Source organism: Pseudomonas iridis (genome assembly GCF_017980685.1).
GTDB lineage: Bacteria > Pseudomonadota > Gammaproteobacteria > Pseudomonadales > Pseudomonadaceae > Aquipseudomonas > Aquipseudomonas iridis.
Genome location: NZ_JACXXO010000027.1, coordinates 1 through 22,172, shown reverse-complemented (window position 1 = coordinate 22,172; position 22,172 = coordinate 1). Strand labels below are relative to the sequence as shown.

The 22,172-nt window shown below is 58.3% G+C and carries 18 protein-coding genes; 6 read left to right on the top strand and 12 right to left on the bottom strand.

Annotated features, from left to right (window positions below; translation table 11 throughout):
• Positions 1-41: 41 nt before the first annotated feature.
• The 9 genes from IEQ42_RS26395 to IEQ42_RS26355 all read right to left on the bottom strand — a co-directional run bounded on the left by IEQ42_RS26395 (position 42) and on the right by IEQ42_RS26355 (position 13,562).
• A complete protein-coding gene (locus IEQ42_RS26395; protein WP_210706070.1) occupies positions 42-1,712 on the bottom strand; it encodes an ATP-binding protein in 1,671 nt (556 codons plus the stop codon).
• Positions 1,709-3,208: an ATPase domain-containing protein gene (locus IEQ42_RS26390; protein WP_210706069.1), complete on the bottom strand. Its 1,500-nt coding sequence runs from the start codon at positions 3,206-3,208 to the stop codon at positions 1,709-1,711. Before IEQ42_RS26390 ends, IEQ42_RS26395 begins: the two co-directional genes overlap by 4 nt.
• A 157-nt stretch (positions 3,209-3,365) precedes the next feature.
• Positions 3,366-4,421, bottom strand: coding sequence for a tetratricopeptide repeat protein (locus IEQ42_RS26385; protein ID WP_210706068.1), 1,056 nt, complete (start codon positions 4,419-4,421; stop codon positions 3,366-3,368).
• Between the two features lie 243 nt (positions 4,422-4,664).
• On the bottom strand, positions 4,665-6,086 hold the full coding sequence (locus IEQ42_RS26380) for an efflux transporter outer membrane subunit (RefSeq protein WP_210706067.1): 1,422 nt from the start codon (positions 6,084-6,086) through the stop codon (positions 4,665-4,667).
• Positions 6,083-9,274, bottom strand: coding sequence for an efflux RND transporter permease subunit (locus IEQ42_RS26375; protein WP_210706066.1), 3,192 nt, complete (start codon positions 9,272-9,274; stop codon positions 6,083-6,085). Before IEQ42_RS26375 ends, IEQ42_RS26380 begins: the two co-directional genes overlap by 4 nt.
• Positions 9,275-9,289: 15 nt before the next feature.
• Complete coding sequence (gene mexE / locus IEQ42_RS26370) at positions 9,290-10,543, bottom strand: multidrug efflux RND transporter periplasmic adaptor subunit MexE (RefSeq protein WP_042559279.1); 1,254 nt, start codon at positions 10,541-10,543, stop codon at positions 9,290-9,292.
• Positions 10,544-10,815: 272 nt separating this feature from the next.
• Positions 10,816-11,268, bottom strand: a complete 453-nt coding sequence (locus tag IEQ42_RS26365) for a DUF805 domain-containing protein (protein ID WP_210706065.1) — start codon at positions 11,266-11,268, stop codon at positions 10,816-10,818.
• A 15-nt stretch (positions 11,269-11,283) separates the two neighbouring features.
• Positions 11,284-11,631: a DUF4190 domain-containing protein gene (locus IEQ42_RS26360; protein ID WP_210706064.1), complete on the bottom strand. Its 348-nt coding sequence runs from the start codon at positions 11,629-11,631 to the stop codon at positions 11,284-11,286.
• A gap of 191 nt (positions 11,632-11,822) precedes the next feature.
• Complete coding sequence (locus IEQ42_RS26355) at positions 11,823-13,562, bottom strand: dipeptidase (RefSeq protein WP_210706063.1); 1,740 nt, start codon at positions 13,560-13,562, stop codon at positions 11,823-11,825.
• Positions 13,563-13,896: 334 nt separating this feature from the next.
• On the opposite strand from IEQ42_RS26355, the gene IEQ42_RS26350 reads away from it, so the two are divergent.
• Positions 13,897-14,049, top strand: coding sequence for a hypothetical protein (locus tag IEQ42_RS26350; protein WP_191623970.1), 153 nt, complete (start codon positions 13,897-13,899; stop codon positions 14,047-14,049).
• A 157-nt stretch (positions 14,050-14,206) separates the two neighbouring features.
• Here IEQ42_RS26350 and IEQ42_RS26345 read toward each other — a convergent pair whose 3' ends face one another.
• On the bottom strand, positions 14,207-15,100 hold the full coding sequence (locus IEQ42_RS26345) for an AraC family transcriptional regulator (RefSeq protein WP_200617190.1): 894 nt from the start codon (positions 15,098-15,100) through the stop codon (positions 14,207-14,209).
• A 138-nt stretch (positions 15,101-15,238) separates the two neighbouring features.
• Between IEQ42_RS26345 and IEQ42_RS26340 the strand changes: the two genes are divergently transcribed.
• The 3 genes from IEQ42_RS26340 to IEQ42_RS26330 are packed head-to-tail and all read left to right on the top strand — an operon-like array spanning position 15,239 to position 17,373.
• Positions 15,239-15,982, top strand: coding sequence for an SDR family NAD(P)-dependent oxidoreductase (locus IEQ42_RS26340; protein ID WP_200617189.1), 744 nt, complete (start codon positions 15,239-15,241; stop codon positions 15,980-15,982).
• Between the two features lie 18 nt (positions 15,983-16,000).
• The gene (locus tag IEQ42_RS26335; RefSeq protein ID WP_210706062.1) at positions 16,001-16,402 is read left to right on the top strand and encodes a VOC family protein; all 402 of its coding nucleotides are present in this window, start codon (positions 16,001-16,003) and stop codon (positions 16,400-16,402) included.
• Positions 16,399-17,373, top strand: a complete 975-nt coding sequence (locus IEQ42_RS26330; RefSeq protein ID WP_210706061.1) for a saccharopine dehydrogenase family protein — start codon at positions 16,399-16,401, stop codon at positions 17,371-17,373. The genes IEQ42_RS26335 and IEQ42_RS26330 overlap by 4 nt, the downstream gene beginning before the upstream one ends.
• 16 nt (positions 17,374-17,389) lie before the next feature.
• Here IEQ42_RS26330 and IEQ42_RS26325 read toward each other — a convergent pair whose 3' ends face one another.
• A complete protein-coding gene (locus tag IEQ42_RS26325; RefSeq protein WP_210706060.1) occupies positions 17,390-18,283 on the bottom strand; it encodes an AraC family transcriptional regulator in 894 nt (297 codons plus the stop codon).
• 192 nt (positions 18,284-18,475) lie between these two features.
• Between IEQ42_RS26325 and IEQ42_RS26320 the strand changes: the two genes are divergently transcribed.
• On the top strand, positions 18,476-19,225 hold the full coding sequence (locus tag IEQ42_RS26320) for an SDR family NAD(P)-dependent oxidoreductase (RefSeq protein ID WP_232392151.1): 750 nt from the start codon (positions 18,476-18,478) through the stop codon (positions 19,223-19,225).
• A 160-nt stretch (positions 19,226-19,385) separates the two neighbouring features.
• Here the strand turns inward: IEQ42_RS26320 and IEQ42_RS26315 are convergent, their stop codons facing one another.
• Positions 19,386-20,300 carry a LysR family transcriptional regulator gene (locus IEQ42_RS26315; RefSeq protein WP_042559271.1) on the bottom strand — a complete coding sequence of 305 codons (915 nt, stop codon included), beginning with the start codon at positions 20,298-20,300 and terminating at the stop codon, positions 19,386-19,388.
• A 269-nt stretch (positions 20,301-20,569) separates the two neighbouring features.
• On the opposite strand from IEQ42_RS26315, the gene IEQ42_RS26310 reads away from it, so the two are divergent.
• A complete protein-coding gene (locus tag IEQ42_RS26310) occupies positions 20,570-21,592 on the top strand; it encodes a zinc-dependent alcohol dehydrogenase family protein (protein ID WP_210706058.1) in 1,023 nt (340 codons plus the stop codon).
• Positions 21,593-22,172 lie beyond the last annotated feature (580 nt).

The following is a 22,172-nucleotide window of genomic DNA, read 5'->3' as shown; positions in this document are numbered from 1 at the left end:
AGATCGCAGCTTTCGGCAGCTCCTATCGCTTTTTTGAGGCTTCAGCTTTTGATCATCTCTCGCACCTTGGCGGTCAGCAGATCAAAGGTGAACGGCTTGGTGATCATCTGCATTCCCGAGTCCAGGAAGCCGCCGCGCACCGCCGCATGCTCGGCGTACCCGGTGATGAACAAAATCTTCAGATCCGGCCGGTATTGCCGGCCAATCTCAGCCAACTGACGACCATTCATGCCTGGCAACCCGACATCGCTGATCAACAGATCGATGCGCTGCGTCGAGTTGAGAATCGGCATTGCGCCGTCGGCATCTCCAGCTTCCAGAAACGCATACCCCAACTCACTGAGCACCGCGCTGACCAGCACGCGTACGGCCGGGTCGTCTTCGACGATCAGTACGGTTTCGCCATCTATTGCGTGCGGCGATTGCTGGATGTCGGACGCGGGTTGCTCAAGTTCTTCGCCACGGTAGCGCGGCAGGTAAAGTCTGACGGTCGTGCCCTGATCGACTTCGCTGTCGATCGACACGTGGCCGCGCGACTGCTTGCTGAAGCCGTAAATCATCGACAGCCCCAAGCCTGTGCCCTGACCGATCGGCTTGGTGGTAAAAAATGGATCGAACGCGCGACTGATCACATTTTGTGGCATGCCGCAGCCGTTGTCGGTGACGCTTAACATCACATAATCGCCGGGCTCAAGGTTGGGGTACGCCACCGTGAATTCACGATGCAGCACCTGATTACTCGTCTCGACTACCAATTTGCCGCCCTCGGGCATGGCGTCGCGGGCATTGATGACCAGGTTGAGCAGGGCGCTTTCCAGTTGATTGGGGTCCGCCTCGGCCACCCAGAGTTTTTCGTCCAGCCGCATTTCAAATTGAATGCTTTCGTTGAGACTGCGCTGTAGCAACTCGCCCATCGACAGCACCAGGCTATTCATTTGCACGGCTTTGGAGTCGAGCGATTGCCGGCGAGAGAAAGCCAGCAGGCGATGAGTCAGGCTGGCAGCCCGATTGGCCGAGGTCACGCCCAGGTCGATCAGGCTGTCGAGGTCTTCTGTGCGCCCTCGGGCCAGGCGCCGACGAATCAATTCAAGGCTGCCGATAATGCCGGTCAGCATGTTGTTGAAGTCGTGAGCGATACCTCCGGTGAGCTGACCGACTGCTTCCATTTTTTGCGACTGACGCAATGCTTCTTCGTTGTGCCGCAGTTGCGCGGTGCGTTCTTCGACTTGCTGTTCGAGGGTTTCCAGTGTCGATTGCAGGCGTCGTTCGCTTTCACTCAGATCGATCAGACGGTCGCGCGCTTCGTACTGTCGTCGCCGGCCGCGAAGGGCGGCAGACACCAGGCTGATCAGAGTGGCTGGATGGAACGGCCGCTCAAGAAACGTTACGTTGCCTAACTGATCGCTGAGTCGAGAGGAGGGGCCCTGTTCCTGTCCGCCGTGATGGGTGAGCAAAATGGTCGGCAGATCCGACCAGGCAGGCTGTTCTTCCAGGTGCAGAAACAGCGTTTCCAGCTCCGGGCCGTGCAACGCTTCGGCAGCGATCAGCAACAGCCCGGCACCGACTTCCAATTGCGCACACAGTTCGGCGAGATTCGCTGTGATCAAGCCGTCGTACCCGGCCTCGTTTAGAATCATCAGCGCAATTTGGCTGTCGCGCCCCATGGGCGCCAGAATCAGCGCCCGTTCGGCGAGCGGCACCGAGCCAGTCATAAGCGTTCCTGCAACAGCGGTTTTTTCTCACCGAGGTACGTCGGGACACCACGAAGTACACCCTGAAAGGCTTCCAGCGGTTCGCCGATGATCATGCCTTGCGTCGAAATAAGGTATTCGCGGATTGTCGATTCGTGACTGCCGGTGCGCTTCTTGATGATGGAAATGGCGCGACGCACCTTGCCGACGGCCTCGAAGTAGCGCAACAGAATCACCGTGTCGGCCAGGTACGTGATATCCACCGGTGCTTGCATGTCGCCGACCAAGCCGTGCTGGGCGACTGTCATGAACGTCGCTGCACCTTTGCGGTTCAGATACAGCAGCAATTCGTGCATGTGCAGCACCAAGGCCTTTTCTTCAGGCATGGCTGCCTGATAGCCGTTGATGCTGTCGATCACCACGGTTTTGATCTGGCCTTCGTCAACGCAGCGACGTACACGATGGGAAAACTCACCCGGAGACAGCTCGGCGGCATCCACTTGTTCGATCAGCAGGTTGCCGGTGGCGCGCAGGGCCTTGAGATCGATACCGATGTTTCTCATCCGCTCGTAAAGCAGTTCCAGCTCTTCGTCAAAGATGAACAACGCCGCTTTTTCCCCGCGTGCTACAGCTGCGGCGGCGAAGATCATCGAGATCAGCGATTTACCCGTACCCGCCGGGCCGAGAATCAACGTGCTTGATCCCGTCTCGATGCCGCCACCGAGCAACGCGTCCAGCTCTTTAATACCGCTGGTCAATTGCAGTCGCGGGTAGTCGCCGCGATGTTCGGCTGCGACCAGTCGTGGGAACACATGCACGCCATCGCCCATGATCGTGAAGTCGTGATAACCGCCGCGGTACTTTTGGCCACGGTACTTCACTATCCGCACTCGGCGACGCTCGGCACCATAGTTGGGGGTGATTTCTTCCAGGCGAATCACACCGTGGGCCACGCTGTGCACGGTTTTGTCGAGAGACTCGGTGGTCAAGTCGTCGAGCAGCAGAACCGTCGCGTTGTAGCGCACGAAGTAGTGCTTGATTGCCAGAATCTGTCGGCGGTAGCGCAAGGAACTTTGTGCGAGCAGACGGATTTCCGACAGGCTGTCGAGTACCACCCGGGTCGGCTTGAAGCGTTCGACCGCTTCGAATATCTGCTTGGTGGCTTCGCCCAATTCCAGATCGGAGGAGTACAGCAAACTCTGCTGGTGCTCTGCATTAAGCAGGCTTTCCGGGGGCGTCAGCTCGAAGATGTTGATGTTTTCATCCAGGTCCCAGCCGTGGGACAGCGCACCTTGGCGCAATTCACGCTCGGTTTCCGAGAGCGTGATGTACAACGAGCGTTCACCGGCTTTCGCGCCGGCCATCAGAAAATGCAAAGCGACCGTGGTTTTGCCGGTGCCGGGCTCACCCTCCAGCAAAAATACATGACCGCGAGACAAGCCACCGGCGAGGATGTCATCCATGCCTTCGACTCCGGTGGCGGCTTTTTCACTGATCAACTCGTTAGATGTAGACAAAAAATGCCCTCTCATGACTAGGGGAAGCGAGGCAGCCGTCTAGGGTGGACTGCCTGTTTACTTGACCTGTAGCCGTGATGGCAGTTCCGCTTTTTCTTTCATGAAGGCTGGAAATTTGCTGTGGCGAGCGGATTTTTCCCCTCACCGCAGGACAATTTCAGAGGCCTTGCTGTATTGCCGGATCGTCGGGATTCAACTGTTCAAGCTGGGCGAGCAGTATCTGCACATTCTGCAATTGCCCGCTTTCTTTCCAGTAGTTGATTAGCAGCACCCGCGCCTTGCGATCGGCCGGATGGCGCTGGACGATTTCCTGCAGTTGCTTTTGCGCCGCTTCCAGTTCTTCTGCGCTGTGAAGAGTGGTGGCGAGGTCGTAGCGGTAGTCTTTGTTGTCCGGCTCCAGCTCCACCGCTTTGGACAGACCGAGCAGGGCGTATTCACGCTGACCATGGTGCAGCAACCACAGCCCCAGGGCATGTTGCAGATAGGCGGAGTCAGGCTGGGCTTTAAGCTTTTGGGCGAGCAACTGTCGCGCGGCGTCGGCCTGCCCCTGGCGGTCGAGCACATCGATCTGCATCACCAGCGCCGGCAGGTTGCCGGGGTCCAGGCGCAGCGTATTCTCCAATGCTTGCTGTGCCTCTTTGAGCTCGGCGTTATGCAGATGCAGGCGCGCCAGTTGCGCATAGGAAGCGGCGCTCGGCGGTTGATCCTCGAGTGCTTGCTTCCAGCCGTCGATGGCCTGCTGCAACGGCGCAAAATACAGCCCGAGTTCATCCGGGGTCAGGCCGAGCAGGGCGTTGATCGCGGCAAACCGGACAGTCGGCTCCTCATCATCAAGCATCGGTCCGAGCAACAGACTGCGTTGCCCACCCGGCACGAGTCCAACCACACTTTTGATCGCGGCCACCCGCACCTCGGGTGCTTCGTGCTGCAGGTCCGCGTCGGCCAGTTTCAGCGCCTGTGGGCTCGGGTAATTGGGCAGTTCGCCGTGCAGCCAGACGCGGCGCTTGACCGACAGATCCGGCCGGCCCAATTGCTGATACAGCTGACGCGCCGCCCCCGGTTCACCGGTTCGGGCAGCGCCCAGTGCTTCGCTGTAGCCGTGCTTGATCGCGTCCGGAATGACCGGCGTGGTGCTGCGCAGGGCTAGCCACGCCACGACGACAATAAGCACGAGGCCAAGGCAGATAAGCAGATAGCGGCGAGACTGAGGCATGCGGGTTTCCGAAAACAGACGTACTTGAGCAGAGCGGCAAGCTTCGGTCAGCTCGGGCCGTGAGTCAAACCCGAGCATGCGAATCGTGACGCAGCTCCTACAAGGGGAACGCATTTCAAATGGCGGAGCAACTTTGGCCTCTCCTGCAATTGCGGGCATAAAAAAGCCCCGCGACCGAATGATACGCGGGGCAAAAAATTGGTTGGTTGCGGCCAACCAAAGGAGCTCTTTAACAATCAATGGTTACTTGCTGGCGACCGTCTCCGGCTGCCAGCCACCGCCGAGGGCTTTGTAGATCGCGACAATCCCGCGATACAGATCCACTTCGGCCTGCGCCTGGCTGTCTTCGGCATTCAGCCGTTCACGCTGTGCGTCGAGCAGCACCAGGAAATCTGTGGTGCCTTCGCGATAGCGAATCTCTGCCAGGTCGGCTGCGTTGCGGCTCGATTCACTCTGGCGGATCAGCGAGATCAGGCGTTGCTGACGTTTGCCGTAGTCGCTGAAGGCGTTTTCCGACTCTTCCAGTGCCAGCAGCACTTGTTGCTCGTAGGTCGCCAGCGCGCCCTCGGCATCCGCATCGGCGCCGCGCAAACGCGCTCGCACGCTGCCGAGATCGAATGCTGCCCAGGTGATGCTCGGGCCGAGTGCCCAGGCATTGGCCGCCGAGGAACCGATCTGCGAACCACGCCCGGCCGTCCAGCCGAGGAAGCCGCTGAGGCTGACCCGTGGGAACAGGTCCGCTTTCGCCACGCCAATTCGCGCCGTGGCTGAAGCGAGTTGGCGTTCAGCACTGAGGATGTCCGGACGACGTTGCAGCAGCTCTCCCGGGTTGCCGATTGGCAAGGCCTTGGCAATTGCCGGCAAGTCTTTTGGACTCAGGTCGACGGTCAGTTTGTCCGGACGCTCACCGAGCAGGGTGGCGATGCGGTTTTTCTGCCGAACCTGCTCGGCTTGCAGTTGCGGCACGCTGGCTTCGACCGAAGCCAGACGCGCATCGGCACGTTCGACATCGAGCTGATCGCCAACGCCGGCATCACGCAGGCTGATGGTGATCTTGCGTGACTCCTGCTGGTTGTTCAGGTTGGCCACCGCAATCTTTTCGCGCAGTTGCGCGCCACGCAGTTGACCGTAGGCGTCCACCAGTTCGGCAATCATGGTGACTTGCAGTTGGTACAGATCGGCTTCGGCGGCCTGCTGATCGGCATCGCTGGCTTCCAGATTGCGCTGGATGCGCCCGAACAGGTCCAGCTCCCAGGCCATGTCCAGGCCCAGGTCGTAGCGTTCACTGCTGACCCGATCGGTGGTCTGGCCGGGGATTTGCCCCTTGGCCAGATCACTGCTGGCGCGGCTGCTGATGGTCGGCATGATGTCATTGCTGGCGTCATCGCGGATTGCCCGTGCGGCTTTCCAGCGGGCAAACGCCACGCGCAATTCACGGTTGCCTTGCAGCGATTGCGTCACCAACTGGTTGAGGGTCGGATCGTCGAACTGCTGCCACCAGATGCCTTCAAACTTCGAACGGTCAAAATTCTTCTGACCGTTGGCGCCGTCGGTGGCGGCCGTGATGTTGGCCGCCTCCGTCGCCGGGGTCTTGTAGTCGGGGCCGACGGCGCAGGCGCTCAGGGCCAGCACCAGCAGACTCGGCAGGAAGACTTTCAGACTCATTGTTGCGCCTCCAGTGGCTTTTGAAGAGAGTGCGCCTTGGCCGCTTTGCGGGCTTCGCCGCGTTCGACAAAGTTACGAATCAATACGTAGAACACTGGCGTCAGCAACAGACCGAAGAAGGTCACCCCGAGCATCCCGGAGAACACCGCCACACCCATCGCGTGACGCATTTCGGCACCGGCACCGCTGGAGAACACCAGTGGCACCACACCCATGATGAACGCGAAGGAGGTCATCAGGATCGGCCGCAGACGCAGACGGCAGGCTTCCAGTACCGCCGCGAGCGGATCGAGGCCTTCTTCCTGTTTATCCTTGGCGAACTCGACGATCAGAATCGCGTTCTTACACGCAAGTCCCACCAGCACGATCAGTCCGATCTGGGTGAAGATATTGTTGTCGCCGCCAGAGATGATCACACCGGTAATGGCGGACAGCAGCGTCATCGGTACGATCAGGATCACCGCCAGTGGCAGGCTCCAGCTTTCGTATTGAGCCGCGAGTACCAGGAACGCCAGCAGTACGCAGAGCGGGAACACGAACAGGGCGGTGTTGCCGGACAGAATCTGCTGGTAGGTCAGGTCGGTCCATTCGTAGGTCATGCCGTTCGGAAGTTCTTCCTGAAGCAGTTTCTCGATGGCTTTTTCGGCCTGGCCAGAGCTGTAGCCGGGGGCTGCCGCACCGTTGATTTCCGCGGTAATGAAGCCGTTGTAGTGCATCACTCGATCCGGGCCCGAGGTGTCGCTGACCTTGATGAAGGTCGCCAGCGGGATCATTTCGCCTTTGTTGTTACGCACTTTCAGCTGACCGATCTGATCGGATTCGAGGCGGAACTGTTGCTCGGCCTGAACGTTGACCTGATAAGTGCGTCCGAAACGGTTGAAGTCGTTGGCATACAGCGAACCCAGGTAGATCTGCAGGGTGTCGAAGATGTCGCTGACCGCCACGCCGTGAGTCTTGGCTTTCTCGCGGTCGATCGCTGCATCGACCTGCGGCACGTTCACGGTGTAACTGGTGAACAGGCCAGCCAGTTCCGGCACGTTGTGGCTCTTGTTGATGATGTTCATGGTTTCTTTGTACAGCTCGTCGTAGCCCAGGTTGCCCCGGTCTTCGATTTGCAGGCGGAAACCACCGATGGTGCCCAGACCTTGTACCGGCGGCGGCGGGAAGATCGCCATGTACGCCTCTTGAATGTCCGCGAACTGGCCGTTCAGGGCGCCGGCGATTGCTCCGGCGGACATGCTCGGGTCTTTACGTTCATCGAACGGTTTCAGGGTCACGAACACGATGCCGGCGTTCGGGCTGTTGGTGAAGCCGTTGATCGACAGGCCCGGGAACGCTACTGCACTTTCCACGCCCGGCTGTTTCAGCGCCATATCGGACATGCGCTTGATCACGTCTTCAGTGCGATCCAGGCTCGAGGCGTCCGGCAATTGCGCGAAAGCCACCAGGTATTGCTTGTCCTGGCCGGGTACGAAACCGGTCGGGGTGTGCGAGAAGCCGAAGAAGGTCAGCACCATCAGGCCTGCGTACAAGATCAGCGCGATACCACTGCTGCGGATAACCCGAGCCACCGTGCCGACGTAGCCATGGCTGGCACGTTCGAAGAAGCGGTTGAACGGGCGGAACAGCCAGCCGCCGAAGATCTTGTCGAGCACTCTGGAGAAGCGGTCTTTCGGTGCGTCATGACTTTTCAGCAATACAGCGGCCAGTGCCGGCGACAGGGTCAGCGAGTTGAACGCCGAGATCACGGTCGAGATAGCGATGGTCAGTGCGAACTGCTTATAGAACTGACCGGTGAGACCGGAAATGAACGCCGCCGGAATAAATACCGCACACAGCACCAGTGCCGTGGCAACGATCGGGCCGGTCACCTCACGCATGGCGCGCTTGGTCGCCTCGACCGGTGTGAGTCCGAGTTCGATGTTTCGCTCGACGTTCTCCACCACCACAATGGCGTCATCCACCACGATGCCGATGGCCAACACCAGGCCGAACAGCGACAGGGCATTGAGTGAGAAGCCGAACAGGTGCATCACCGCAAACGTACCGATCAACGATACCGGAACCGCCACCAGGGGAATGATCGAGGCGCGCCAGGTTTGCAGGAACAGGATTACCACCAGGACCACGAGGATCAGCGCTTCGAAAAGGGTGTGAACCACTGCTTCGATCGAGCCGCGCACGAAGATCGTCGGGTCATAGACGATGCTGTAATCCATGCCTTGCGGGAAGCCTTTCTTCAACTCGTCCATTTTCGCCCGAACGTCATTCGAGATGTCGATGGCGTTGGAACCTGGACGCTGGAAGATCGGGATCGCCACTGCCGGCTGGTTGTTCAGCAGCGAACGCAACGCGTACTGGCTGGAACCCAGTTCAATGCGAGCGATGTCTTTAAGTCGAGTGATCTCACCGTCGTCACCTGCACGAATGACGATGTTTTCGAACTCTTCCTCGGTGACCAGTCGGCCCTGAGTGTTGACCGACAGCTGGAAGCTCTGTGCAGTCGGGGCAGGGGGCGCACCCAGTTGGCCGGCGGCTACCTGGCGGTTCTGTTCACGAATGGCAGTAACCACATCGGTAGCGGTCAGATTGCGCGAAGCGGTTTTGTTCGGATCAAGCCAGACACGCAGCGAGTAATCGCCCATGCCGAACAGTTGCACATCACCGACACCGCTCAGACGAGCGAGCTCATCCTTGATGTTGAGGATCGCGTAGTTGGACAGGTAGAGCATGTCGTAACGCTTGTCCGGGGAGGTCAAGTGCACAACCATGGTCAGGTCAGGCGAAGCTTTGTCGACGGTGATACCGATGCGCGTCACTTCCTCGGGAAGTTTCGGCTCGGTTCGGGTGACCCGGTTTTGTACCTGCACCTGCGCGTTGTCCAGGTCAGTGCCCAGGGCGAAGGTGATGGTCAGGGTAATCTTGCCGTCAGCGGTCGATTGCGAGGACATGTACAGCATGTTCTCGACGCCGGTGATGGCTTGCTCCAGAGGAGCCGCCACGGTTTCACCGATGACTTTTGGGTTGGCGCCCGGGAAGTTTGCACGCACCACCACGGTCGGTGGCACGACTTCCGGGTATTCGCTGATCGGTAACTGGAACAGCGAAATCGCACCGGCGATCAGGATCAGCAGCGACAGCACCGCTGCGAAGATCGGCCGTGAAATGAAGAATTGGGAAAAATTCATCGGAGTTGTCGTCCCTTAACCGCGTGGGGTCGTAGCGGCCAGCTTCGCAACCGAACCGGACGCGCCTTTGGCAGGCGTGACTTTAGGCAGGTTGCTGGCTTCCAGCGCTTGACGTTGTTGAGCGAGTGCCGCGATGGTTTGCTCGCTGGCCATCGGGACGACTTCAGGCGTCACCGGTGAGCCAGGGCGTACGCGTTGCAGGCCCTTGACGATGATGGTGTCGTCTTTGTTCAGGCCGCTACGGACGATCCGCAGGCCTTCGATTTTCGGGCCGAGTTCAACGGCGCGGTAAACGGTTTTGTTGTCCGCATCCATCACCAGCACGAACTTCTTGCCCAGATCGGTACCGACGGCTTCGTCGTTGATCAACATGGCGTCGTAGGTGCCACTGCCTACCAGTTTCAGGCGTGCATACAGGCCCGGGGTATAAGTGCCATCGCTGTTGTCAAACACCGCGCGACCACGGATGGTGCCGGTTTTCGGATTGACCTGGTTGTCGATGAAGTTCATCTGACCCAGGTGCGGATTGCCATCCTCATTGGACAGACCCATGTACACCGGGGTGGTGGCGCCGCGCTGACCTTGACGGGCGAGTTGGGTGTATTTGAGGAATACCCGCTCATCAGCGTCGAAGTAGGCGTAGACCTTATCGGTAGAAACCACGCTGGTGAGTGGCGTGGTGTCGGCGGTTACCAGGTTGCCGGCGGTGATTTCGGCACGGCTGACGCGGCCGCTGATTGGCGCGGTCACGCGGGTGAAGCTCAGGTTCAGCCTGGCCAGATCCAGTTGCGCTTGCAGTGCGCCAACGGCGGCGCGGGCCTCTTGCGCGGCGCTGGTACGCGAGTCGGCGAGTTCGGCGGAGATTGCGTTGCTGGCACGCAGACGTTCGCCTCGGGCGGCTTCGTTCTGGCTGCGAGTGGCGTTGGCGCGCGATTGAGCAACCAGGGCTTCGAGGCGGCGAACCTCAGCCTGGAATGGACGCGGATCGATCTGGAACAGCAGGTCGCCTTTCTTCACCAGTGCGCCTTCAGTGAAAGCAACCTGGTCGATCTGGCCAGAAACCCGTGGACGGATATCAACGGTTTCCGGCGCTTCGAGGCGCCCGGTGAATTCGTCCCACTCGTTGACCGGTTGTTCCAGCACCTTGGCCACGCTGACTTTGGCAGCAGGCGGGGCGGCTGCGGTTTCCGGATTTTTGCCGCAAGCGCTCATCACCAGTACGGCCAGCAATGCCAACGGGAAGCGCAAATGTTTAAGTGACTGTTCCATGGAATGCATCCGCCAAGTATTGAAGATGGGCGGATGATGCTCGGCGGATAGTTAGCAAACGAATCGAATGAGGCAAAGGTAACTATCATTCGGAATGATATAAGCCCCGAGCGAGCCCTCTAGCATGCACCTTTCGTTAGGGACCTATCAATCGGATTGATGGCAATTCTGTTTTACGCGACCAGTAAAGGTGCAGCTACTTGTAGGGGGACGGATTTCAGAAACAAAGAGACGGCCATGAAGGCCGTCTCGATCAGCGATGCTGATGTGTATCAGTTGTTGCCTTTACGGTTCTCGCCGAAACGATTCGGCCCCGGCTGGCTGTCTTGTGCAAGGAACACGAGGTTGACGATAGGCAGCAACAACCACCAGCCGCTGCGATCGGTGTCGTGCATTCGACGGATACCTACTGCGATCGATGGCAGAAGTATCGCGAGGCTGTAGAGGTTGTACAGCATGCCTTTGGTGTTCAGCATGGCATCAATAGCGATGATGCCAAAAGAGATTCCCAGGTTGATCAGAATGAACATCCAGTACTCACGGCGAGTGGCGCGCCCCCGAAACACTACGTAGTTTCTCCACGCCTCGACGTACGGGTTACCCGTTGTAATGGCTGGGCCACTTGCATAGGACTGTTGGGTTGCTTGAGGCGCCCCGCACTGTGGGCAAGCCACGGCCAAGGTGCTTATTTCCTTGGCGCAACCGCGGCAGAAAACCATGCTCATATTTTTTCCCTAAAATTATTCAATCGATAGACAGAGCAAAACGAACGCAGTAAGGCCTGACAAAACAATGCCGGCGATCGCGAGGTTTCTTCCTGAGTGTTTTTGGTTGAGGCAGGTGATGCCGCAAGCGAGACCTGCGATGGAGAAAACTCCCACGCCGAGGATCGTCTCACTGTCCCATTCGGAGTCATCAAACAGGTTGAGTGCGCAGATAATCCCGAAGATCAGTGAAACGATGGCCAGCCAGGGTGTTTCGGCTTGCGATTGCGGCACATGGGCCTGCTGGACAGCCCCGCATTGGGGGCAGTTGAGCGCCGTTTCGTGAAGCTCCTTGGCGCAAGCACGACAATAGACCATTGCCATCGTTTTCCTTAACTGAGTGCTGAAACCCGACCTTCCATCTGGCGGGGCGCGCTAAGTTAAGCTTTATTACCAAAATTGTCATCCGGCACTTTGCCATTACCCATCATGGCGGTTGAAAGCAGTGCTTTGGAAGAGTGTTGCGGGGGATTGTCAGCGGTGGCGAGGGAGTTCGATCCCTCGCCACGCTTGCATCAGAGCTTCGGCAACTGACCGATCCGGCCAATCATTTCCGTCACGATCTGCAGATCAAGCTGGAATTGCTCCACAGTCTTGAATTCACCGTCGGTGTGACCGGTGTATTTAGCCTCTGGCCGGGCCAGACCGAACTGCACGCCATTGGGCAGTTCATGCACCGAGGTTGCCCCGGCGGAAGTGCCGAACTCGTGTTTCATGCCCAGATTTTCAGTGGCCACCGCCAGCAGCGCTTTGACCCACGCGCCCTCTGGATTGCGGTACATCGGTTCGGCGATCGAATAATCGAAGGCAACGGCAACATGGGTTTTCTTGCTCCACGCCGCCAGTTTCTCAGCGATTTCGGCTTTGAGTTTTTCCGGCGATTTGCCTTTCGGCACGCGCAGGTTGACCGCCAGTTTAAAGGCCTTGTCATCCATTGCGACGTAGGTCAGCGATGTGGTCAGCGACCCCATGAAGGAATCCGAGAAACCGACCCCCAGCTTGTTACCGAGGTAATCCAGACCCCAGTTGTCGGCGGCGTAACGCGCGGCGTCGGTGATGTGGTTGTGCTTGAACGCGACTTTGCCATCAAGGTTATTGATAAAGACCAGCATCCGCGCGACCGGGTTAACCCCGGATTCTGGCTCGGAGGAGTGCGCGGACACACCGGTCACGGTCAGTTTGACGTCTTTGCCGTCAACCTTGGCATTCACCTGGAAATCGCCGCCATTGCGCTTGGCAAACTCGTCACCGGCCTTTTGCAGGCTGGCAGCCAGTTCGGCAGGTTTATCGGTGACCAGCGTAGCGACCGACGCCGACGGAATCTGGTTGGTCGCCAGGCCACCGGTCATCGAGATGATTTCCGCGCCTTTGCCCTCAGCCTTGCGCTTGGCAAAGTTGGCCATGACGGTGCCGTAACCTTTCTCGGCAATCACCACCGGGTAACCGCCATCCAGCGCCAGGTTGTAGTTGGGCGTCGGGTTACGCTCGAAGTAGTAGGGGATCGCGTCGCCAGTGGTTTCTTCGGTGGTGTCCACCAACAGCTTGAAATTACGTGCCAGCGGCAGCTTTTCTTCCTTGATCACCTTCATGGCATACATCGTCACCACGATGCCGTTCTTGTCATCCTCGGTCCCGCGGCCATACATGCGATCGCCTATCAGAGTGATCTTGAACGGGTCGAGACGAGTACCGTCCTTCAATACCCAGTTCTCCGGCGTCACCGGGACCACATCGGCATGCGCATGAATGCCGACCACCTCATCGCCGGAACCTTCGAGGGAAATCTCGTAAACGCGGTTGTCGATGTTGCGGAAATTCAGATTGAAAGACTTGGCCAGGTCCTTGATCTTCTCTGCGATCTTGATGAATTCCGGATTGTCGTGCTGGGCAACGCCGTCCTTGCGAAAGGTGGGGATTTCCACCAACTCGCGCAGAGTCTCGGTGGCTGCCGCGCTGTACTTCACGCGTGCATAGATGCCGAGCAGGCGATAGATCTCGTTTTGCTGTTCAGCGGTCAGCGTTTTACTGTCGAGGAAGGCGCCAATGGCCGGACCGATACTGGCTGTTTTCGCCAGATCGCTCTTGGCCACGCTGCCGAGGAACTGCCGGAAATCCGTAGTCGTGTCGGCACTGAAGCTCTTAAGGATTTCAGCGCTTTGCTGCGGGGTGATGTTGGCTTGCGCGGGCGCAATGAAGGCGGATAGACCGGCGAGCATCAGCGTGGTGGCGGCCAGTTTCTTGAAAGGGAAATTCATTACGAAGGGCATTCCTTGGCAGTGCAGTTGGTAAAAGAGTGTCTCAACGCATGGACACATGCCCTTACAAACTACCACTGCAATGCTGCCGTGCGGCACCCCTGAAACGGGATCTGTCGCACAGAAATGCAAAAGCGGCGCACGAACGTAAACACTTGGGTTTAAATCCCGGGCCTTTTCATGACGGTGATTTTCAATCGGCGGCGCAGCTTCCTGTCGCCGAGCATGATCAAAGAAACGAACTGTCGCGGTGCTTTTGGCGTCCATCGTTATGACTGCCATGGCGACACTGAAACCAAGCCGTCCCTACCATGCAACGATGGAGACACCTGATATGAACAAGCCACTCCTGTTTTTAAGTCTGTGCTGCGCACTCATGCTGCAAGGCTGTTTCGATAACTCGGACAACGAGACCAAAGACAACACCGACGGCGCGAAGTCATCGATCCAAATGCAGCAGAAGGATGACGCGCAGCCGAGCAAGTAGAGACGCGCCTGAGTGCTTGCTTACCGCCAAGGCCTGCTAATGCACGATGCATAGCTAAGTATCGCGGGTGGCTCGGACTATCAGCAGGCAACCGGTAAATCCGGATTGGCTGACGGTCATGGATCTTTTCTAGCCGTTTAACCAATCCTCTGACTGATTAGCGTCTGGCGGCGCTCGTTTTTCCGAGGATTCTTCCGGCATCTTGGGCAGGGGGAAGTCCAAACACCCGTAAATAATCCCTGCTGAATTGTGTCGCACTTTCATAGCCGACCTCGAAGGCAGCCGCCATGACGCTCTTGGCGTGAACCACCATCAGTGTTCTAGCCTGGAGCAGGCGAACCCGTTTTTGATACTGCAAAGGACTCAGACTGGTGACTGCCTTGAAGTGGCGATGAAACGCCGAGACGCTCATCGACGCTCGTTGCGCCAAGCGTTCCACCCCAATTGGCTGCGCGAAGTCACGGCGGATCCACTGGATCGCCATGTTGACTCGGGCCATCGCCGTATCCGGCGCAGCCATCTCCCGGAGCATCGAGCCATGGGGACCCTGGAGCACACGGAAGATGATTTCCCGTTCATAAACCGGGGCGAGGGCTGCGATGGCCTCCGGATCCCCCATCAATCGCAGCATTCGTACCCACGCATCCATCAAATCGGTTGTGACTGACGCCACTGAAAACCCGAGATTGTTCTCAGGTCGGCTGACAGGTTTGGGCAGGTCTTCAAATAGCGTCGACAACACAGCTGGATCAAGCGTAAGGCTGACTGCCAGGTAAGGTTCTCCCGATGCGCCTGGATGAACAGACCCCACTGCTGGCAAATCAATGGACATGACGAAATAGGTCGCAGGGTCATACCGAAGCGTCCGATCCCCCACGCTCATGCTTTTACTGCCTTGCAGGATCAGATTGATCATCGGGTCATAGACCGCCGCCAGCATGTGTTCGGGGATTTTGCCCTTGACCATGGCCACGCGGGGGATGCCCGTTTCGGTACGACGGTTTTCAGCCTTGGCCGCGAGCGACCTGAGTTCATTCAGTTGATTGTCCATGCCGGGCATGCTGACGGCAGCACCCTGCGCCATGCAAGAGAAAAGCAGAAACAGGCAGGTTTCGAGTAGGAATGGGTACGACCCTGGCGATCGTGATGAGTACTGTGGGGTCACCTATAAGCCACAGAGGAACATCAAATGAGCGTTATCGTGATTACCGGCGGCAGCCGTGGAATCGGTGCCAGTACCGCCGAACACATTGCCCGGCGCGGAATGGGGGTCATTCTGACCTACAACACTGATCCCCAGGCTGCCAACACCGTCGTGGAACGCATCGAGCGCGTCGGTGGCAAGGCCGTCGCTCTCAAGCTCGACGTGTCTGATGTTGGCAGCTTCGAAGCGTTTCGCACGTCAGTGGTACTGACCTTACGGGACACCTGGAACGCCACTATGCTGAGTGGCCTGGTCAACAATGCCGGGTACGGCCTGTTCAATCCCATGGCAACTGTCACCGAAGCGCAGTTCGATGGCCTGTTCAACGTGCACCTCAAAGGGCCGTTTTTTCTCACTCAAACCCTCCTGCCGCTGTTCGCGGAAAATGCCAGTATCGTTAACCTGACCAGTGCCACAACCCGCGTCGCAACCGCTGGCGTGGCGCCCTATGCTGCCTTCAAGGGCGGGCTCGAGGTGCTCACCCGTTACATGGCCAAAGAATTCGGCGAGCGGCGCATACGGGCCAACGCGGTATCACCCGGCGCCATCCGCACCGGGTTGGGCGGGGGGCTGAACGCTGAGTTCGAGGCGAAGCTGGCGGCGCAAACGGCACTTGGCCGGGTCGGCGAGCCGGAAGACGTCGCGCGCGTCATTGCCATGTTGCTGTCAGAAGAGGGCGCCTGGATCAATGCCCAGACGCTCGAAGTGGCCGGTGGCTACAACATCTGAATACATGAGGGTTTCGCCATGCTGGATCATATCTTTTTGTCCGTGAGCGATATCGCACGGTCCATCCGTTTCTACGAAGCCGCCCTGGCCCCGTTGGGTATCACCGCGCGCCTGGACTACGATGGCAAGGACGGCCCACCGGGTCATCCTGACCTGAAAGGCTTCGGTGCCAACGGCCGGATGTTTTTCTGGTTGCGTGAGGGCGTTGTGGAAGGGCGCGCGGTCCATGTTGGTTTTGTCGCAAGCAGCCAGGCTGAAGTTGATGCCGCTTATACCGCTGCCCTGCATCAGGGTGCGGTCGACAACGGCCCGCCTGGGGCACGCTTGCATTACGATCCCGACTACTACGCTGCCAATGTGTGGGACCCGGATGGGTACAGCCTCGAATTTGTTTTCAAGAAATGGCAGCACATCCAATGAGTAGGCTTCTGATATACGGCGCAGCGGGATATACCGGGCGGATGGCTGCTGAGCGAGCAAAAGCGCTCGGTCTGGATTTCGAAATCGCCGGGCGTAATGCCAAGCGTCTCGAATCGCTCGCAGCGCAGTTGGACGTGCCTTATCGGGTGTTTGATACCCAAGATGCCGAGGGCTCTTTGTCTGGTATCTCAGTATTGCTGAACTTCGCCGGGCCGTTCGCGCAAACGGCCGAGCCGTTGATGCACGCCTGTATCAAGGCCGGCGTGCACTATCTGGATATCACTGCCGAGATCAATACTTACCGCATGGCCGAGGGGCTGGGTGCTGAAGCGGCTGCGAATCACGTCATGCTGTTGCCGGGTGTCGGCTGGGATGTCGTTCCTACTGATTCGCTGGCGGTGCATGTTGCCAAGCGTGCCGTAAAACCGGTTGCGCTGAGCATCGCGCTTCAGGTCCCCGGTTCGATGTCTCGCGGGTCGGCGATGAGCGTCAGCGAGATCATCGGCGCAGGCGTGCTCGCCAGAGTCGATGGCGAACTTGTTGCGACGCCGGATGCCGCGCCGCGTCGCTTTGATTTTGGCGAGGGTCCGGTCCTCTGTGCACCCTTGTCATTCGGCGACCTGGTGACGGGCTGGCATTCGACCGGCATCCGCAACATCGCGATGTTCGTGCATATCTCGGGTGACGGGTTTCCCGAAGGTGATCTGTCGCAGTTGCCTGATGGTCCCACGCCTGAGCAAAGGGCCGCTCATCGCGCGCGGGCAGTGGTTGAGGTTACCGGGGCTGATGGCGCAACGGTGCGGTCGATGATTGAAACCGTGAACGGCTATTCCTATACGCCGCTGGCGGCAGTAGAAGCTTCACGTCGGGTACTGAACGGTGAACGACAGCTGGGTTTTGCAACACCGGCCAACGTGTTTGGTGGTGGGTTTGCCGAGAGTATTGACGGTACGGTGATCACCGACTTTTGAGGTGGATATTGGCTGTTCAGGAGGCTGCTATAAAACCTTCGGTTTGGGCGGGCGTCCTGAATCTGGCCGCGTCCCGTGCCGGAGGAAGACCGAACAGGCGTGCATACTCGCGGTTGAATTGGGAGGCGCTTTCGTATCCTACGGTATAAGCGATGGATGTCGCGTCCAGCGTATCGAACAGCAGCAGCCAGCGCGCCCTTAGCAAGCGCAGGCGCTTCTGGTACTGAATCGGTGTCATAGCTGTCACGGATTTAAAGTGCCGGTAGAAGGCGGCAACGCTCATGTCTGACATGCGCGCCAGTAGCTCAACGCGAAAAGGCTCTGCGTAATGCTCACGGATCCACTGGGTAACCCGGCGGATCTGCACCATTCGGCCATCCGGTCGTGCAACGTCACGAAGAATATCGCCCAGTGGCCCTTGTAGCGCGCGCAGCAGTATTTCGCGTTCGATCATCGGCGCCAGTATCGCAACCTCATGTGGGCGATCCATGAGTCGCATCATGCGTAACCATGCATCGATCATTTCAACGGGCGCGCGCACGCCCTCAAAACACGTATTTTGCGAGGCCCTGGGCGCCTTGCCCTCGTCCAGCAGCAACGTCGCGATTACATCGGGCTCCAGAGTCAGGCTGACGGCAAGATAAGGCTGATCCAAGGTGTCGGCCTGTACCTGGCCCGTCGCGGGCACATCGACGGGCACCAGGAAATAGGTGCCCTCCGTGTACCTGGAAACATCCGCGCCGATCGACAGGGTCTTGGTGCCTTGAAGCACCAGATGCAACATCGGCTGATAGACCTGATCCGCACAGGCCTCTGCCCGGACCATGGCCACGCGGGGCAACCCGGTTTCGGTCCACTTGTCTTGTGCGCGCATCACGATGCTGCGCAGTTCTGCCAGTGATTTTTCCATGCCTGCCACCGTGAGCTAAATCCAGGTGCGTGGCAAGCCAGCTGAGAAGAATAGGCAAGGATGAGCGAATAACCGGCAAACGTCTGATTGTTCAATCGCTGAATACTGATGACACGCGGCTCGTTGCACCAGCGGTCATGCAAGCCCCGACTGCAAGCAAGCCTCATTTCACGTCATATCAAAGGTCAGTTTATGAAACTCGAAGGAAAAATAGCGGTGGTCACGGGAGCGTCCAAAGGCATAGGCGCCGGGATCGCCAAGGCTTTGGCCGCAGAGGGCGCAACAGTCATCGTCAACTACGCCTCCAGCAAGTCCGACGCGGATGCAGTCGTTGCGCAGATCGCAGAGGCCGGCGGTTGCGCCTTTGCTGTCCAGGCAGACATGAGCCAGGCAGATGATGTGGTTCGACTGTTTGAAACGATCCGGATCAAATACGGAACCCTGGATGTGCTGGTTAACAATGCCGGCGTGGCGGTGTTCCAGATGATTGATGACCTGACTGAAGACGCCTTCCACAAGCAGTTCAACGTGAACGTGTTGGGTTACCTTCTGGCTGTACGCGAGGCCGTCAAGCTGCTGGGCCCGACAGGCAGCATTATCAATATCAGCTCGATTCTCAGCACCGATCCCTACTTGGCTTCAAGTGTTTACTCGGCGACCAAGGGCGCGGTCGACACCTTGACCCTTGCACTGGCCAGGGAGCTGGGCGCGCGTGGCATCCGGGTCAACTCCATCCTGCCAGGGCACACGAACACGCCGGCGACTGACGGAAATTTTGCCGGTGAATTTGGTGAAAAGCTCATCGCCGGAACTCCGCTGGGTCGCTTCGGTGAGCCGGAAGATATTGCCCCCTTGGCCGTGTTTCTGGCATCGCGGGATTCGCACTGGGTGACAGGTGAATCCATCCGGGCTTCGGGCGGTGTTCGTGGTGTGGGCTACTGACACCTCAGAACCCGCCAAATACGCATGCCCCTGTTACTATTGAGCAACGGGGGCATGCTTCCAACAGTGCAGGCGCGTGGACAGGCCCGGACTCAGCAAATCGGCCCTAATGCCTATGACAAGGCAGGAGTGATCAGTTGAACAGGCAGCCCTACGCCACCTAGAGGCTGTCAGGATCCCCAAAAAACATCTGAATCCGCGACCTCAACCAACGCTCGCCCGGATCATTATCCTGCGACCCACGCCAAGCCATGTGCAGCTCAAACGTGCGCGTCGGCAACGGCGGATCTTCTGCGCGAACGCCACCCGCAGACGTCAGTGCTTCGGCGGCATAGTCCGGCACGGTCGCGACAATGTCAGTTCCGGCCAGCAGCGTGCTCAAACCATTGAACTGCGGCACAGCCAGTACCACATGGCGTTTGCGGCCGAGTTTCTCCAGTTCTTCATCTATAAAACCGCTGAGGTCGCCGGCAAACGACACCAGGGCGTGGGGGCGGGCGCAATAGTCGTCGAGGCTCAACGGCCCCGGCACGGTGTCGGCGCGCAACAACTTGGGCGCGCTGCGGCGCAGCACTTTGCGCTTGGCATTGGCTGGCAGGTCGGTGGTGTAGCTGACGCCGATCGAGATTTCGCCGGAAGCCAGCAAGCCCGGCATCAGGATGTAGTTGACCCGGCGCACCACCAGCACAATTCCCGGCGATTCGGCGCGCAGTCGTTTTAGCAGCATCGGCAGCAGGGCGAATTCGACGTCATCCGACAACCCGATCCGAAATACCGAAGTACTGGTGGCCGGATCAAATTCTGCCGCGCGGCTGACAGCGGTCGAAATCGAGTCGAGGGCAGGCGAGAGCAGGGCGAAGATTTCCACCGCGCGGGCGGACGGTTCCATGCTCCGGCCGGTGCGCACGAACAAGGGATCATCGAACAGGCTGCGCAGGCGCGACAGCGCCGCACTGATCGCCGGCTGGCCGAGGAACAACTTCTCGGCAGCACGGGTCACACTGCGCTCATGCATCAACGTTTCGAATACGATCAACAGGTTCAGGTCGACACGACGCAGGTCATTACGATTCATCTGGAGTCCTGGCAGAGTCATCAAGCTTGACGAGGGCGGCCATATGAGAACAATGGCCGGCATGAATCTTACGGGGAAAGACTGGTACTCTGCACCGGAAAATTCAGCTTTACTCAGAAGGTGGCAGCAGTTTTTCAAGGATTTTGCCAATACCGCACATACTGCGGAATCAATGACAGGCATGTCGACTATTAATAGCCACTGATAGTCTTGGGTTAAAAGCCCAGATAGAGTTCATGGCATTAGAGGTTACTTTGACGAGGTTTGCGATGTCCCGCACGATCCGTTTTCACAAGTTTGGTCCGGCCGAGGTGCTCAAATGCGAAGAGCATGCGGCCGCTCAGCCAGGTCCTGGCGAAGTGCAGGTGCGTGTCGAGGCAATCGGCATCAGTTGGTACGACACGCTGTGGCGCCAGAACCTGGCGTCATCCCAGGCGCGTCTGCCATCAGGCCTTGGCCATGAAATGGCTGGTGTGGTCACGGCGATTGGCGCTGGTGTCGAAGACCTGTCCGTCGGTGACAAGGTCGCCAGTTTCCCGGCCGAAAGTCCGAACGACTATCCCGTCTACGGCGAGTCGATCGTGTTGCCGCGTACTGCGCTGACCCGTTATCCGGATGTGCTCAGCCCGATCCAAGCCAGTGTGCATTACACACCTCTGTTGATCGCCTATTTCGCCTACGCCGATCTGGCGCGGGTCAAACCCGGGCAGTTTGCCCTGGTCACTGACGCCAGCCATTGCGCCGGCCCTTCGTTTGTACAGTTGGGCAAGGCCATGGGCGTGCGCGTCATTGCCGCCACCAAAGAGGCGCAGGAGCGCGAGTACTTGCTGTCTCTGGGCGCGGAAAAGGTGATTGTCACCGAAGAGGAAGATCTGTTGTTGCGAATCAACAAGATCACCGACAACCGTGGCGTCGATGTGGTGTTCGACGGCCTTGGCGGTCCGCAGATGTCGCTGCTTGGCGATGTACTGGCGCCCCGGGGCAGCCTTGTGCTGTACGGCCTTCAGGGTGGGAACCAGACACCGTTTCCGGCCTGCGCAGCGTTCCAGAAGAACATCCAGTTCTTTGTGCACTGCATCGGCAACTTCACCGGCAAGCCGGAGCTGGGTATCGCCCAGGACCACGTCGCCGTGCAACGTGCCCTGCGTGACATCAACCAGTTGACCGCAGACCGCGTGTTGCTTCCGCTCAAGACCCGGGTGTTCCCGTTCAGCGAGTTCGTCGAAGCGCATCGCTACATGGACGAATGCCCATGCCGCGAACGGGTTGCTCTCCAAATCGAGTCGGTGTAACCCTGGCAATCAGAGTCCGTGGCCCCACGGACTCTTTCGTGTTTATCATCCCTCGAAAAGCAAGCCTCTCTGGTGCCATGTCCGGGACCTGTTCAGCAACTGAACTGGTTTTTGGCCCGGATCTGTATCTTCTAATCGCAATGTAAGCCCTGATAATTGAATGATTACTTTCATCTCAAGGAATGAGCCATGGCTGTGCATTCAATTTGTCGACCTCAACATATAACCCCCGGTTTTGTTAAACACGGCATTCTTTGTTTAATTGCTGTAGGGCTATTCCTAAACGCCTTCTCTTTTTCTTGTAATCACTTGTCGTGGGACGTTGTGGGAAGTTTCCTAGGATTAATTAACAATAAAAAATACCTATGTAAAACAATGGCTTGAAGTCTTGACCTGACAAAAACAGAGTTTTTGTCAGGTCAAGTGTTTCAAATAACTACGAATTTGTAAGTGTTAGGGAAACTCTGAAAAAGGCTTCCAGATTTGGTGAAATACCCGCCTCACAGGAATCGAACGGTTGAGTCCCGATGAAACAGATGTCCTTCGCCGATGCTGAGTACGCCGGCAAACGTAAGCAGAC

Excerpts from the sequence above, each read along its gene's own strand:
- IEQ42_RS26330 (WP_210706061.1), top strand. The coding sequence starts at position 16,399 with ATGAGTAGGCTTCTGATATACGGCGCAGCGGGATATACCGGGCGGATG.
- IEQ42_RS26355 (WP_210706063.1), bottom strand. The coding sequence starts at position 13,562 with ATGAATTTCCCTTTCAAGAAACTGGCCGCCACCACGCTGATGCTCGCC.
- IEQ42_RS26385 (WP_210706068.1), bottom strand. The coding sequence starts at position 4,421 with ATGCCTCAGTCTCGCCGCTATCTGCTTATCTGCCTTGGCCTCGTGCTT.
- IEQ42_RS26325 (WP_210706060.1), bottom strand. The coding sequence starts at position 18,283 with ATGGAAAAATCACTGGCAGAACTGCGCAGCATCGTGATGCGCGCACAA.
- IEQ42_RS26395 (WP_210706070.1), bottom strand. The coding sequence starts at position 1,712 with ATGACTGGCTCGGTGCCGCTCGCCGAACGGGCGCTGATTCTGGCGCCC.
- IEQ42_RS26320 (WP_232392151.1), top strand. The coding sequence starts at position 18,476 with ATGAAACTCGAAGGAAAAATAGCGGTGGTCACGGGAGCGTCCAAAGGC.
- IEQ42_RS26350 (WP_191623970.1), top strand. The coding sequence starts at position 13,897 with ATGAACAAGCCACTCCTGTTTTTAAGTCTGTGCTGCGCACTCATGCTG.
- IEQ42_RS26340 (WP_200617189.1), top strand. The coding sequence starts at position 15,239 with ATGAGCGTTATCGTGATTACCGGCGGCAGCCGTGGAATCGGTGCCAGT.
- IEQ42_RS26360 (WP_210706064.1), bottom strand. The coding sequence starts at position 11,631 with ATGGCAATGGTCTATTGTCGTGCTTGCGCCAAGGAGCTTCACGAAACG.
- IEQ42_RS26310 (WP_210706058.1), top strand. The coding sequence starts at position 20,570 with ATGTCCCGCACGATCCGTTTTCACAAGTTTGGTCCGGCCGAGGTGCTC.
- IEQ42_RS26365 (WP_210706065.1), bottom strand. The coding sequence starts at position 11,268 with ATGAGCATGGTTTTCTGCCGCGGTTGCGCCAAGGAAATAAGCACCTTG.
- IEQ42_RS26345 (WP_200617190.1), bottom strand. The coding sequence starts at position 15,100 with ATGGACAATCAACTGAATGAACTCAGGTCGCTCGCGGCCAAGGCTGAA.
- mexE (WP_042559279.1), bottom strand. The coding sequence starts at position 10,543 with ATGGAACAGTCACTTAAACATTTGCGCTTCCCGTTGGCATTGCTGGCC.
- IEQ42_RS26380 (WP_210706067.1), bottom strand. The coding sequence starts at position 6,086 with ATGAGTCTGAAAGTCTTCCTGCCGAGTCTGCTGGTGCTGGCCCTGAGC.
- IEQ42_RS26315 (WP_042559271.1), bottom strand. The coding sequence starts at position 20,300 with ATGAATCGTAATGACCTGCGTCGTGTCGACCTGAACCTGTTGATCGTA.
- IEQ42_RS26375 (WP_210706066.1), bottom strand. The coding sequence starts at position 9,274 with ATGAATTTTTCCCAATTCTTCATTTCACGGCCGATCTTCGCAGCGGTG.
- IEQ42_RS26335 (WP_210706062.1), top strand. The coding sequence starts at position 16,001 with ATGCTGGATCATATCTTTTTGTCCGTGAGCGATATCGCACGGTCCATC.